The organism is Bifidobacterium sp. LH_424 (assembly GCF_056356895.1).
Map to the genome: position 1 here is coordinate 319206 of NZ_JBKEVC010000001.1, position 13693 is coordinate 332898.

Sequence of the window (13693 nt, forward strand, 5' to 3'; positions counted from 1 at the left end):
ATCATCCTCGACCCCGCACGCGCGGCCTTCCGTCCGGAAGAGACCACCGACACGCTGGGGGCCACGCATTTCATCGGCATCGGCGGCGCCGGCATGTCCGTCCTGGCCGAAATGCTCCACGAACGCGGCGTGGCCGTGTCCGGCTCCGACCGTGAGCGCAGCGCCAAGACCGACCGACTCGAATCGCTCGGCATCACCGTCGCGTTCGGCCAGAGGGCCGAGAACGTGGCCGACGCCGACACCATCGTCTATTCGAGCGCCATCAAGCCGGACAACCCGGAGATCGTCGCCGCGCACGAAGCCGGCAAGCGCATCGTCCACCGCAGCGACATCCTCGCCCTGCTCATGCACGGCAAGCGCGCCGTCACCGTGGCCGGCGCCCACGGCAAGACCACCACCAGCTCGATGCTCGCGCACGTCCTCGAACACTGCGGCGAGGAACCGAGCTACGCGATCGGCGGCTCCATCCAGGGGCCCGACGGCACCACCATCGACGGCGGCCACGTCGGCGCGGGCGCGCCGCTCGTCGCCGAAGCCGACGAATCCGACGGCAGCTTCGAGAAATACCGTCCCGAGATCGCGATCATCACCAACTGCGAGGCCGATCATCTCGACCACTACGGCGACGAGGCGCACTACCGCGCCGCGTTCGTCGAACACGCGGGGCACGCGACCGGTCACATCGTCATCTGCGCCGACGACGCCGACGCGCTCGCCGTGCTGCGCGCGCTCGATCCGTCGGTCGCGGCGCACGCCATCGCCTACGGCACCGCCGATCCGGCCGAAGCCGGCGACCTCAACGGTGCCGCCTACGTGCACATCGAATCGGAGAACGAGACCGCCGGGACCGGCGCCGAACACTTCACGCTCCATCTGCCGGAAGCGGTGACCGGCGGCGAGCCGGTCGACCAGCCGGTCACGCTCGCCGTGCCCGGACTGCACAACGCGCGCAACGCGGCCGCCGCGATCTCCGCCGCCGTGCTGCTCGGCGTGGCGCCGTCCGCCGCGGCCGCCGCGATCGCGTCGTTCCGCGGCGCCGCACGCCGGTTCCAGGTCCGCGGCACCGTCAAGCAGGTCACCGTCGTCGACGACTACGCGCATCACCCCACCGAGATCGCCGCGCTGCTCGACGCCGCGCGCCGCCGCTACCCGAAGTCGACGATCCGCGTGCTGTTCCAGCCGCACCTGTTCAGCCGCACGAAGTTCTTCGCGCGCGAGTTCGCCGAGGCGCTCGCCAAGGCCGATGACGTGATCGTCACCGGCGTGTTCCCGGCGCGTGAGAAGCAGGAGGACTTCCCGGGCGTGGGACCGCTCACCATCGTGCGTGAATCGCAGGGGATGACGGGCGTCGAATTCCGCGCCGTCGACGACATGAACCTCGCCGCCCGCATGATGGCCATGCGCGCGCACCACGGCGACGTCGTGTTCACCGTGGGCGCGGGCGACATCACCGAAATGGACGAGGTGATCCTGCACGCGCTCGAAGCCCACCGCGAAAGCTGCGAGTGATGGCGGGACGCGTCGTCAGGTCGGACGGCGGTGCGTCCGGGCGGGAAGCCGGCGGATACGACGATTCCGGCAGGTTCGCGGACTCCGGCGGATACGGCGGTTCCGGCAAACCCCGTGAGACGCGTTCGTCCGCAGTGTCCGGCAGGTCGGTCGCGCGCCGCCGCGCCGCCGCTCCGGCGGGCCTCGACGCGCCGCACACGGCCGGAATCGGATCGGAGACGGAACGCCGCCCCCGCCGGGCCGTCGGCGAGGCCGGCTCGCGAGAACCGGTGTCACGTTCCGAACCGGGACAGTTCGTCGACGCGCGCCGGCTCGCCAGCGAGGACCTCGTCGCCCGGACGTTGCAGGAGAACTCCGGCACGCTCGGCCTCGCCACGCGACCCAAGGTCGTGGACTTCAAGGCGCGCGCCAAGGAGCGCAGGCGCGTGGGTGCGCGCATCATCGCGTTGCGCGTGGGCGTCGCGGTGCTCGTGACCGCCCTGGTCGTCGGATTGGGATGGCTGCTGTTCCTGTCCCCGGTGCTGCGGCTCGAAGCCTCGCAGGTGACCGTCTCCGGCGCCAACGAATGGGTGAGCGAACGTCAGGTGCGGCAAATCGTGGACGGACAGACCGGCAAATCGCTGCTGCTCGTCGACACGAACGCGATGACCGACGAGATGACCGCCATCGCCGGCGTGAGCCGGGCGGAGGCGGTGAAGAAGTTCCCGCACGGGCTCGCCGTGACCATCAAGGCGCAGCGGCCCGCGGCCATGCTCAGGGAGAAGGGCTCGGACGCGCTGACCGCCGTCGACGCGAAGGCCCGCATCCTGAACTCGGTGTCCGCCAACGCCTCCGTGGAGGGCGTGCCGGTGATCGACGTCGGCGACGTGGACGCCGGGCTCAAGAGCCGGGCCGTCAAAGAGACGCTCACGATACTGGATTCGCTTCCCGAATCGCTGCGCAAGCAGATCACCAAGGTGACCGCCGGCACGCAGGATTCCGTGACCACCGAACTGAACGGCGGCGAACATGTGATCGTGTGGGGCAACTCCTCGGATCTGAAGCTCAAGAAGGCCGTGGTCGACAAGATCCTGTCCGACTCGAACGTGATCGGCGACAAGACCGAGATCGACGTGTCCGCGCCGTTGCGGCCGGTGCTGCGCTGACAGCGTAAGTGCCGGCCCCGTTTGCGATAGGCGGAGGCCGGGTGTATTCTGAAAAGTCCGGCCGCAAGACCGGAGCTTGATAATTCAAGAATGGGGTCGATCGGTTTCGACGGTGACCTGTTCGTCGCAGGGAAGCGTGCCGAGAACGCCGGGTCCGCTCGTGGATGCCCCCGGCAAAAGAATAAGTGCTAAATCTAACCGCACTGAGTTCGCTCTCGCTGCCTGAGCTTCGCGCCAGGATTAACCAGTGAGCAGCCGCTCCGTTCACTCCTCCTCGTCCTTGGGGGGATGCTGAGCGTCGTTTAGAGGACTTGCTGATGTGATTGAGTCACAGGGTCGCATCGGGACTTTTACTGCGAATATGCCCGCCAACGGTTGTCCGCGACATAGTTGGGAGCAGAAAAACCGCCGCATGGCCAGCGGACTACGCACGTAGAAGACTGAGGGTACGGTCACCGGACCGGGGTTCAATTCCCCGCGACTCCACCACACGAAAGCGCCGCTCCGAAAGGGGCGGCGCTTTTTCGTTGCAATACCGTGCCGGGGTGGCAGGAACGCGGGGTGGGTTCACGCCGTGGTCCGGCGTCATCCTCGGATGAAGGCGAGTTCCTCGCGCAATGCGGGACGGTTCGGATACCTGCGGATGATGAGATCGGCGACGAGCCGTGCCGAGGCGTCGTCGAACACGTCGGCGTAGCGGCGCAGCTGTTTCGCGATCTGCCGGTAGACGGCACGGGTGGCGCTCAACCGCACCATGCCCGCTCGCGGCGCGCGCACCGCGCCCGACGGCCGGGACGGATCCGCGGCATCGGCATGGAGCAGCCGCATGACGTCGTCCTCGGACAACGCGCCCTGCGGCATCGCCTCCAGAATCGTCTCGCGCGCCTTGTCCGGGTGCCCGATCGCCATCGTCTTCAGCAACGGCAGCGGGGGATAGGCGATGGTCACGCAGTAGGTGAGCGCGTCGTCGGTCAGACGTTCGTCCACGATGAGCTTCTCATATGCGGGATTGCGCCAGCTGCTGCGCCTGGCGACCCTGTACCCGTCGTCGACCGTCGTCATCTCGGGCCGCGACGTGATGCGTTCGGCGATGTCGCGGGCGCAACGGCGGGCGAGATGCCGGGCCTCGTCATGCCATCGCTCGTCACCGGCATCGTCCGCGCCGCCGGGACGTTCCGTGGACAGCAGCCGTCGCAGACGGTTCACGTATGCGGCGTCCCTTTTGTCATTGCCTGTGATGATGTAGTCGCGGTACAGGTCGGCGAGCCGTGCCGCGTCGTCCGTACCTTCCGCGCAACATTCCAGCAGCGTGCGCCAGCCGTGTGGCAGCAGCCCCGGCAGCAGCCCATTGCGCGTGATGAACGCATCGGCCTGGAATCGGTCCGTCACCGTGGCGAGGAACGCTTCGACCGTCTCGCGCGCCTCACGGAACCGGCGGTCGTCGAGCAACGTGACGACGCGCATCAGCGTGAGTGGAGCCATATCGGGATGCTCACGCCAAAGCGCGGCGCATCCCTCGTCGTCTCCGGCGAGGCGGCGTACATCGTAGGCGACCATGAGCATGTAGCGGCGCAGCACACGGCGTGAAGCGACCAACGCCTCATGCGGCAGGTCGGCGTCATGGTGCTCGCCGAACCGTTCGAGCGCGGTATCGACGACGTCGTACGCCCACATCGTCTTGTCGCCGTGACGGGCGAACGCGGTGGCGGACGCCAGCAGCATGGCCGCGTTGACGGGGTCGTAGAACTGGAGTTCGGGCTCGTATGCGGCCTTCGCGATCTCGCCCAGCGCGATGCTCGCCGTCGCCGAGTCGGCGTAGCGGGCGACGTTTTCCATGTAACAGCGGATCTCGCTGGACAGCAGGTCGTTCTCGTTGCATAGCTCGTGCCGCTCATCCTCGACGGAGTTCGTGAACGCGGCCAGCGCCGAGGCGCTGATGGCCAGGTTCAGGCAGGCGTGTTCCCAATCCGTGGAATGGAGCGCGTTGTCGACGACCGTGTGGAAACCGGAGAGGGCTTCGGCGAGCGTCGGATCATCGGGCCGTGGCATATCGTCATCCCCGTGGGGATGGTCGAGGGCGTCGTCGAGGGCGTCTGGCGGCAGAAGCCCGCCATCCATGTCGTCGAGGGGGATGCCGTCGTCCTGATGATGGATACCGTGCCGCCGGTGGTAGGCGTCCATGGGGCCGAGCATCATCCGACCCGCCTCACGGGTGGGAATCAGCGGTCCGGACGAGCCCTCGCGCGTCAGATGATCCGCGTATTCGATGCATGTGTTCGACCAGAAGAACAGCACGTTGCGGCCGTCGGAATCGCGTTTCTCCTCGTCGATGCGCTTCAGCACGCCGCCGAGCACATAGGACGGCACCCGGCGGCGGCGTCCGCCGGACGATTCGGACGTATCGGACGCGTCGGGCGCCGCATCACCGTGTCCGTCGGCCCAGCGCCAGCGCAGCTCGTAGAGCGTCGCGCCCACATGCTTGCAGTATGGGGTCAGGTGATACGGGCAGGTGCATGCGGCCGACATGACGTCGCCGGCATCGTCGATGCGGACATCGACATCGTAGGGACCGGCTTCGCTGCCGGCGACCTGCGCGTGGAACAACGAGGGCGCGATGCTCTCGATCCGTTCCACGCGGCCATCCTGCCAATAGTCATAGGCGCGTTCGAGTATCCATGGCGCGTCGTCGAACATGGACTCGAACTCGTATAGCGCGGGTTTCGCGGGAAGACTCATACCTCGAGTGTAGCCGCGAAACCCGTATGCCGGGGTCCGGTCACGGAACCGGTCAGGCCTCCTCGTGCCAGTGCGGGTTCTGGCCGAACGTGTAGCCCTCCGGATTGTCCATCGCGGCGATGTCGCGCATGTCCTGCTCGTCGAGCGTGAATCCGGTCAGGTCGAGGTTCGCGCGCTGGCGTTCGCGGTGCATCGACTTCGGGATCGCCACGTCGCCCAGCTGGATATGCCAGCGCAGGATCGCGGCGACGGGGGAGACACCGTGCTTGGCGGCGATGCGCGTGATCGTCGGATCCTTGAGCATCTGGTTGGCGCGTCCCAGCGGGCTCCACGCCTCGGTGATGATGCCGTGCGCGTCGTCGTAGGCGCGCTGCTCGTTCTGCTGAAAGAACGGGTGCAGCTCCACCTGGTTGACCGCGGGCGTCACGCCGGTGGCGCGGATGAGCAGGTCGATGTGGCCGGGCAGGAAGTTGCTCACGCCGATATGCCTGACGATACCCTGCTGCTGCGCGTCGACCAGCGCCTGCCACGCCTCCACGAACTGGCCCTGCGACGGGTTCGGCCAGTGGATGAGATACAGGTCGATGTAGTCGAGGCCCATGCGCGCCACCGACTCCTCGATGGTCGCGCGCGCCTGGTCGTACTGGTGGTGGCGGCCGGGCAGCTTCGAGGCGACGATGATGTCCTCGCGGGGCACGTCGGATTCGCGGATCGCCTTGCCGACCACGCCCTCGTTCTCGTAGTTGAACGCCGAATCGATGAGACGGTAGCCGACCTCGAGCGCCGACTTGATCGCATCCACGCCGGCGAAGCCGTTCACCTTGTACGTGCCGAAGCCGATGGCCGGCAGTTCCAGCCCGTCATGCGCGCGGCGTACGGGGATGGCGGGAGGGTCGAGCAGTGTTGCCATGATGGTTCCCTTCATTGGACATATGGTCATATGGTGCGGGCGGATCCGCCGCATCCCCACCAACTCTACGCGCGTTCCGCCCGTCCCCGATCCCGGATTCGCGACACGCCGAAACCATGTGACGTGGGTCTCGAGAGGAACCGGACATTCGGATGAGCGGCGGCGGATAATGGCGATATGGATGTCGAAATGCATGGGAATGACGTGCTGAAGGTCGGTGTCGCTCAGTTCACGGTGGCGAAAGAACCGGCCGCGAACCTTGAGACCATCGAGGGGTACGCGCGTCAGGCTGCGGAAGACGGCACGCGGATGCTGCTGTTGCCAGAGGGACTGATCGCGCGCGACGACGGGGATCCCTCGTATACGGCGCGCATGGCGCAGCCGTTGGACGGTCCGTTCGTCACAGGATTGCGTCATATCGGCGAGCGGTATGGCATCGCGCTGATGGGCACCGTGCATGTGCCGGCGGACGCCCTGGACACGGTGGGTGCGACCGCCCGACGGGTCTCCAATGTGTTCGTCGTCATCAGGGATGGCGAAATCGCTGCGACCTACCGCAAACTCCATCTGTACGACGCGTTCGCGGAACGCGAGTCCGACACGGTCGAGCCGGGCGATGCGCTCCCGCCGATCGTGGACATCGACGGATGGCGCATCGGCGTGATGACCTGCTACGACCTGCGGTTCCCCGAGACGGCGCGCTCGCTGGCCGTGCGCGGTGCCGACGCGATCGCGGTCTCGGCCGCATGGGTGCGCGGCCCGCGCAAGGAACGCCATTGGGAGATCATGGCCGCCGCACGCGCGTTGGAGAACACCTGCTATGTGCTCGCCTGCAGTGCGACGGGAGCGAGGACCATCGGATTGAGCCGCATCATCGACCCGCTCGGCGAGGTCGTCGCGGCGGCGGGCCCGCAACCGACGCTCATCACCGCCGGACTGCGTCGTGACGCGCTCACCGCCGCCCGCCGGGCGCTCCCGGTCCTCGCCAACCGCCGTTTCGCCGATCCCGCGCTGGCTTAGGCTCGCGGTTCCGCGACCGGAATCCGACCATTCAGATTCTTCCATCCGATGGCATGTCGAGCATTGCGGCGCGCGGATTGTCGCCGGCGTGCCCGTGGAACCAGTCGGCGATGCTGGTCTCGCTCACCGGTTCGAGATTCCACGCGTCGAGGCCCACGTTGAGCGCTTCCGGGCGGGCGCCTTCGGGCGAGAGCTGGTGCGTGTGGCCGTAGAGCAGACGACGCCCGTCGAACGGCAGCGCCTTGTCGTGGAACCGCACGGCGTCGTCCGGCCAACCGTAGGCGAGATCCTCGCGGTACGGGAAATGCGACAGGTTCACGGTCTGGACCGCGTCCGGCCGTGCGGCGTCGAGACCGATGAGACCGACCGTGCCGTTCGGTTCGATCGAGGCGAACAGGTTGCGGGCGGGACGATCGTCCAGCCACCAGTCGTCATGGTTGCCGATCACCGCGTGCAGATGCCGGCAGCGCAGCCGCCTCAGACAGTCCTTGAGATGATTGACGGATGTGCGGAATCCGATGTCGCCGAGAATCCACAGCTCATCATCCTCGCCGACCAGCCGGTTGATGTTCGCGACGACGGTCTCGTCATGCGCGTCCGTGTCGGCCGCGGTGCGGAAGCTGAGCCGCGAATCGTCGAGCACGACGCCCTTCGCCCAATCCTCGGCGGCTTTGCGCCCCTGGTCGGCGAGCAGCGCCGCATAGCGTTCGCGACCGGGATCGAATGTCGTGAATCCGCGCAGCACGCTCACCAGCGGATGCCCGAAATGCGTGTCAGTGGTGAAATACCTCATATGCGTGTTTCCTCCTCGGAATGGAATGCGCCGTCCGTCTCCTCAGAACTCCAATCTAGTGACGAGGACGTCAATGCTTGCCGGCATCGGGTCGGTCGGTGCCGTCGAACGGCATCCGTTCTCTGAGCGGGCGGCGAACGGAGGGCGCATGACGGCAGGGGGTCGGCTATCATTGTGGGGTTTGGGCATGTGAGGCCATATAGACGGCACAGAAGAACAAGCAGGAGCACAGGAACCATGTCATTCGAGCATCCGAACAGGAACAACGAGACCATCCAGGACGTCGAGCTGGACATCATGAGCCGTCCGCCGGAGCATAACACCACGAATCTCGACCTGGACCGCATGAACCTGATGCTCGACGTGCTGGGGCACCCGGAGGAGTCGTTCCGCGTGATCCATGTGACCGGCACCAACGGCAAGGGGTCCACCGCACGCATGGCCGAGGCCATCTGCCGCGCCTATGGCATGCGCACCGGCCTGTACACGTCGCCGCATCTGGAGAAGATCAACGAGCGCATCGCCATCGACGGCCAGCAGCTCTCCGACGACGACTTCATCGACGCGTGGGACCAGATCAAGGACCTCGTCGCGCTCGTCGACCGCAAGATGGAGGAGCAGGGCAAGCCGCGCATGAGCTTCTTCGAGGTGCTCACCGCCATGGCCATCTGGAAGTTCGCCGACGCGCCCGTGGACGTGGCCATCGTCGAGGTCGGCATGGGCGGAGCCTGGGATGCGACCAATGTGCTCGACGCGGACGCGGCGATCATCGGACCGGTCGACATGGACCACATGAAGTGGCTGGGCGACACCGTGGAGGAGATCGCCACCGAGAAGGCCGGCATCATCAAGCCCGGCTGCACCGCCGTCATCGGCCCCCAGCCGCATGAGGAGGAGGTCATGCCGATCATCGAGGCGGCCGCCGAACGCAACCATGCGAAGCTCGTGCGCGACGGCTACGAGATGGAGGTCGTCAACCGCATGCCCGCCGTCGGCGGGCAGGTCGCCACCCTGTCCACGCCGCTCGGCACGTACACCGAGGTCCCGATCGCCAAGTTCGGCGAACATCAGGCGCACAACGCGCTCTCCGCGCTCGCCGCCTGCGAGGCCGTGATTCCCGTCTCCGGCGCGTTGGACGGCGACATCGTCGCCGAGGCGCTCTCCAGCGTGAAAATCCCGGGCCGTATCGAGCAGATCCGCACCTCGCCGACGATCATCGTGGACGGCGGCCACAACGTGAACGCCGCCGAATCCCTGCGCGCCGCCATCGAGGAGAACTACCACTTCGAGCAGCTGGTCGGCGTGGTCGCCATGATGGAGGACAAGCAGGTCGAGGAGTATCTCGGCGTGCTCGAACCGGTCCTGAGCCAGGTGGTCGTCACCGAGAACTCGTGGCGCGACCGCGTCATGTCCGCCGACGACCTGGAGAAGATCGCCGTCGAGGTGTTCGGCCGCGACCGCGTCGTCAAGGAGCCGGAACTGCCGGACGCGATCCAGACCGCCGTCAACATGGTCGACGAGGCCGACGAGCTCGGCGTCGGCTACGGCCACGGCGTGCTCATCTGCGGCAGCTTCGTCACCGCCGGCGACGCCCGTGAGATGCTCGAAGAGCATGCGAGCCCGATCATGAGGAAGGCGATGAGCATCCACCAGCCCGTCGTCGAGCCGGACGACGGCGACGCCGGCAAGACCGGCTCCGACTCCGACGAGGACGACGGCGACGACGTGCTCGGCGGTCTGTTCGGCGGCGAGGAGCGGTCCTCCGCCGACACGAACGCGAACGCCGACACCGCCACGAACGCCGCCGACAAGGCCGAGTAAAGGACGACCAAGGGGTGTATCTCAAGGAACTGACGCTGCGCGGCTTCAAATCGTTCGCCTCGGCGACCACGTTGCGCTTCGAGCCCGGCATCACCGCCGTGGTCGGACCGAACGGCTCCGGCAAATCGAACATCGTCGACGCGCTCACCTGGGTGATGGGCGAGCAGGGCGCGCGCAACCTGCGCGGCACGTCGATGGAGGACGTGATCTTCGCGGGCACGTCCTCCCGTCCGGCGCTCGGCCGCGCGCAGGTGAGCCTCACCATCGACAACACCGACCACGCGCTCGACATCGACTACACGGAAGTCACGATCTCGCGCACGATCTTCCGCAACGGCGGCTCCGAATACGCGATCAACGGCTCGCCATGCCGTCTGCTCGACATCCAGGAGCTGTTGAGCGACACCGGCCTCGGCCAGCAGATGCACGTGATCGTCGGCCAGGGGCGTCTCGACCAGATCCTGAGGGCCGACCCGGCCGGGCACCGCGCGTTCATCGAGGAGGCGGCCGGCGTCCTCAAACACCGCAAACGCAAGGAGCGCGCGCTGCGCAAACTCGCCAACACGGACGCGAACCTGCGCCGGCTCGACGACCTGCTCGGCGAGATCCACCGCCAGCTCGGGCCGCTCGGCCGCCAGGCCCGCGTCTCCCGCCGCGCCGACGCGATCAAGGTCACGCTGCGCGACGCCCAGTCACGTCTCTACGCCGAGGACGCGGTCAAGGCGATGCGACGACGCGACCGGGCGCACGAGGAGCTGACGGCCGTCCGCGGCGACCTCAACGCCATGCGCCGCGAACTCGCACAGGTCAAAGTGCGCATCGAACAGGTGGAGGCGCAGGCCGGCGAAGCCGACCCCGCCATCGAACGGCTCGACCGGTCCTGGCATGAGCTCACGCAGCTCAAGGAACGCTTCGGTTCGCTCGCCGCGCTCGCCGACGAACGTGGCCGTGCGCTGTCCGCGGCCGTCGCGCCGGAACGCGGCGAGGATCCCGACATCCTCGACCATCGCGCCGCGGAACTCGACCGTCAGGCCGCCGAAGCGCGGGACGCGGAACAGGATGCGCGGCTCGCGCTCGAACAGGCAACCGAGACGCGCGCCGCCGACGAGCGGCGACTCGCCGGCATGCGACGTACGATCGCCGAAGTCGACCGCGCCTCACGAGAACGCGACGCGCGCGCCGCACGGATGCGCGAGCTCATCGCGCGCGAGGAGGCCGCCGTCGAACTGGGGGAGGGACGAGGCAAGGACCTCGCGGCGCAACGCGAATCCCTGCTCGCCCAGCAATATGACGCGCGCACGCGGCTCGCTCGCCTGCGCGAGCAGACCGGAACCGGCGGCGACGACGGGAACGTCGCGTTGGACGAGGCGCGTGCCGCGCTCGACGAACGTCGCGGCGCCCTCGACGCGCTGCTCGCCGAACAGCGTGACCTCCAGTCCGCGATCATCTCGCTCGACGCCAAATCCGAGGCGCTGAAGGATACGCTCGAGTCACGTGGCGACGCCGGTTCGCTCGAATCCGATCCGGACGTGACCGTGCTCGGGCGTCTCGCCGACCTCATCCACGTCGCCGACGGATGGGAGGAGGCGGTCGCCCATGCGCTCGACGGGTATGCGGGCGCGCTCATCGTCCCCGACGACACGGCCATGCTCGCCGCGTTGCGCGCCGCCCGCGAACGCCGCATCGGCAAAGCCGCGGTCATCAACGCGGGATGCGACATCCCGGATACTGCGGGAGCATCGGCCGATGCCACAGAAGGCGACACCGAGGAAGGCGACGCGGTCGCCGGTACGCCCACGCTCGCCTCGCTCGTCGCCGCGAACCCCCATGCCGCGGATCCGGCGCTCGCCGCCCGCGTCGTCGCCGCGGTGCGCGCCCTGCTCGCCGACACGGCCACGGCCGACCGGCTCGAGGACGCGCAACGCATCGTCGCCGCAGGCGAGGCGACCCGCGCCGTGACGCGCGCCGGCGACGTGCTGGTCGCCGGCGTCGCCGCGGCGGGCGGCGCGGGCTCCGCGCAAAGCGACCTGTCGCTGGCCGCCCGCCGCGATAAGGCGCTGCGCCGCGCGAAGGAACTCGCCGCACGGCTCGAACAGCTGGAGCCCAAGGTATCGCAGGCGCGCACCGCACTCGCGCAGGCGTCGGCGAACGTCGACGCCGAGACCCGACGACGCACCGAACAGCGGCTCAAAGCCGAACAGGCGCAACGTGAGACGCGCGATGTCCGATCGCGTCTCGACGGCGTCACGCGTGAGATCGCACGACTCGACGAACGGCTCGCCGCCGCGCGCGAGGAGCAGGAGGGCCACCGCACCCGTCTCGCCGACCTCGCTGCCGCGCTCGACGCGGAAACGGCGGACGACGCGGGACGGCAGGACGCCGACGGGCTCGCCGAACGCGCGCGGGAGCTCGAGACGGCGCTCGCCACGGCCCGCGACCGGGAGGTCGCCGCGAAGATCGCATGGACGGAGACGAAACGCAAGGCCGAATCGCTGCAACGTCAGACGATGCTCCTGCACACGCAGGCGCAGGCGGCGCGCGAACGCCGCGAACGGCTCGACAGGCTCGCCGCGGAACGTCGCGAACGCGCCGCGCACGCCCGGACGCTCGCGCGGAAGGCCGGCGCGGCGGCGTCGAAGGCGGAGCAGGCGATCGCGAAGGTCGTCGCCGAGCGCGACGCGCTTCGGGCCGCGGCGGCGGGACGCAACGAGGAGCTGCGCGAACTGCGTGAACGCCGCAACGGGCTCGAACCAAAGGTCGGCGGACTGGCGGAACGCGAGCATGCGCTCGACGTGGACCGCGAGCGCTACGCGGGCGAATACGCGCAGATCGAACGCAAGACGGGCGACGAACTCGGCATGACGGTCGAGGAGCTCGTCATGGGGTACGGTCCGGACCGGCCGGTGCCGGTGCTCGACGAGCACGGCCGTCCGATTCCCGTCGAGACCGCCGATACCGACGCGACCGATACCACCGATGCGACCGAGACCGATGCGACCGCCGCCGATACCGCCGCCGACGGCGCTCCCGCCGCCATCCGCACCACGCCGTACGTGCGCGAGGAGCAGGAGCGGCGTCTCGACAAGGCGAAGCGCGACCTCGCCAAACTCGGCAAGGTGAACCCGCTCGCCACCGAGGAGTATGAGGCGTTGGAGGAGCGCAATAAGTACCTCAACGGGCAGCGCGACGACGTGGCCCGTTCGCGCGACGACCTCATGCGGCTCATCCACGACCTCGACGCGACGATGGTCGACGTGTTCCTCACCGCGTTCGACGACACCGCCAAGGCGTTCGAACAGGTCTTCGCGACTCTGTTCCCCGGCGGCACCGGTCGTCTGCGGCTCGAACACCCCGACGACCCGCTTTCGACCGGCGTGATCGTCGAGGCGAGCCCCGCCGGCAAACGCGTCAAACAGCTGAGCCTCCTGTCCGGCGGCGAACGTTCGCTGACCGCGCTGGCCCTGCTGTTCGCGATCTTCACCGCGCGTCCCAGCCCGTTCTATGTGATGGACGAGGTCGAGGCCGCGCTGGACGACGTGAACCTCACACGTCTGCTCGACGCGTTGGACGATCTGCGCGAGCACGCCCAGCTCATCGTCATCACCCACCAGCAGCGTACGATGTCGATCGCGGACGCGCTCTACGGCGTGACGATGCGTGCCGACGGCGTCACCGCCGTGGTGAGCCAGAAGCTCGACGGCGGCCTCGCCATCGCCGACTGAGCGAAGACACGAAGACACGAAGACGCGGAAGCCCCCT

General features: G+C 68.1%; 8 protein-coding genes and 1 other RNA gene. 6 read left to right on the top strand and 3 right to left on the bottom strand.

The annotated features are described in order from the left end of the window. Nucleotides 1-3: 3 nt before the first annotated feature. The 3 genes from murC (at nt 4) to ssrA (ending at nt 3143) form a co-directional block, all read left to right on the top strand. Nucleotides 4-1509 carry a UDP-N-acetylmuramate--L-alanine ligase gene (gene murC, locus AC1AYP_RS01195; RefSeq protein WP_476546727.1) on the top strand — a complete coding sequence of 502 codons (1506 nt, stop codon included), beginning with the start codon at nt 4-6 and terminating at the stop codon, nt 1507-1509. Next, nucleotides 1509-2654, top strand: a complete 1146-nt coding sequence (locus tag AC1AYP_RS01200) for a cell division protein FtsQ/DivIB (RefSeq protein ID WP_476546529.1) — start codon at nt 1509-1511, stop codon at nt 2652-2654. The genes murC and AC1AYP_RS01200 overlap by 1 nt, the downstream gene beginning before the upstream one ends. Before the next feature lie 92 nt (nt 2655-2746). Beyond that, nucleotides 2747-3143, top strand: a transfer-messenger RNA (tmRNA) gene (gene ssrA, locus AC1AYP_RS01205). A gap of 96 nt (nt 3144-3239) precedes the next feature. On the opposite strand, the gene AC1AYP_RS01210 is transcribed toward ssrA, so the two are convergent. Then, entirely contained in the window at nt 3240-5390 is a 2151-nt protein-coding gene (locus tag AC1AYP_RS01210; RefSeq protein WP_476546530.1) for an SWIM zinc finger family protein, read from the bottom strand. Nucleotides 5391-5442: 52 nt separating this feature from the next. Beyond that, nucleotides 5443-6291, bottom strand: coding sequence for an aldo/keto reductase (locus AC1AYP_RS01215; RefSeq protein ID WP_476546728.1), 849 nt, complete (start codon nt 6289-6291; stop codon nt 5443-5445). 198 nt (nt 6292-6489) lie between these two features. Between AC1AYP_RS01215 and AC1AYP_RS01220 the strand changes: the two genes are divergently transcribed. Continuing rightward, on the top strand, nt 6490-7320 hold the full coding sequence (locus tag AC1AYP_RS01220) for a nitrilase-related carbon-nitrogen hydrolase (protein ID WP_476546531.1): 831 nt from the start codon (nt 6490-6492) through the stop codon (nt 7318-7320). A 31-nt stretch (nt 7321-7351) separates the two neighbouring features. On the opposite strand, the gene AC1AYP_RS01225 is transcribed toward AC1AYP_RS01220, so the two are convergent. Beyond that, nucleotides 7352-8113: a metallophosphoesterase family protein gene (locus AC1AYP_RS01225; RefSeq protein WP_476546532.1), complete on the bottom strand. Its 762-nt coding sequence runs from the start codon at nt 8111-8113 to the stop codon at nt 7352-7354. 237 nt (nt 8114-8350) lie between these two features. On the opposite strand from AC1AYP_RS01225, the gene AC1AYP_RS01230 reads away from it, so the two are divergent. Then, entirely contained in the window at nt 8351-9934 is a 1584-nt protein-coding gene (locus AC1AYP_RS01230) for a bifunctional folylpolyglutamate synthase/dihydrofolate synthase (protein WP_476501922.1), read from the top strand. Between the two features lie 14 nt (nt 9935-9948). Further along, the gene (gene smc, locus AC1AYP_RS01235) at nt 9949-13656 is read left to right on the top strand and encodes a chromosome segregation protein SMC (protein ID WP_476501921.1); all 3708 of its coding nucleotides are present in this window, start codon (nt 9949-9951) and stop codon (nt 13654-13656) included. The last annotated feature ends 37 nt before the right edge of the window (nt 13657-13693 follow it).

Bases quoted from the DNA above. Each gene is read 5' to 3' on its own strand.
- AC1AYP_RS01220 (WP_476546531.1), top strand. From the start codon at position 6,490: ATGCATGGGAATGACGTGCTGAAGGTCGGTGTCGCTCAGTTCACGGTG.
- AC1AYP_RS01200 (WP_476546529.1), top strand. From the start codon at position 1,509: ATGGCGGGACGCGTCGTCAGGTCGGACGGCGGTGCGTCCGGGCGGGAA.
- AC1AYP_RS01210 (WP_476546530.1), bottom strand. From the start codon at position 5,390: ATGAGTCTTCCCGCGAAACCCGCGCTATACGAGTTCGAGTCCATGTTC.
- AC1AYP_RS01225 (WP_476546532.1), bottom strand. From the start codon at position 8,113: ATGAGGTATTTCACCACTGACACGCATTTCGGGCATCCGCTGGTGAGC.
- AC1AYP_RS01230 (WP_476501922.1), top strand. From the start codon at position 8,351: ATGTCATTCGAGCATCCGAACAGGAACAACGAGACCATCCAGGACGTC.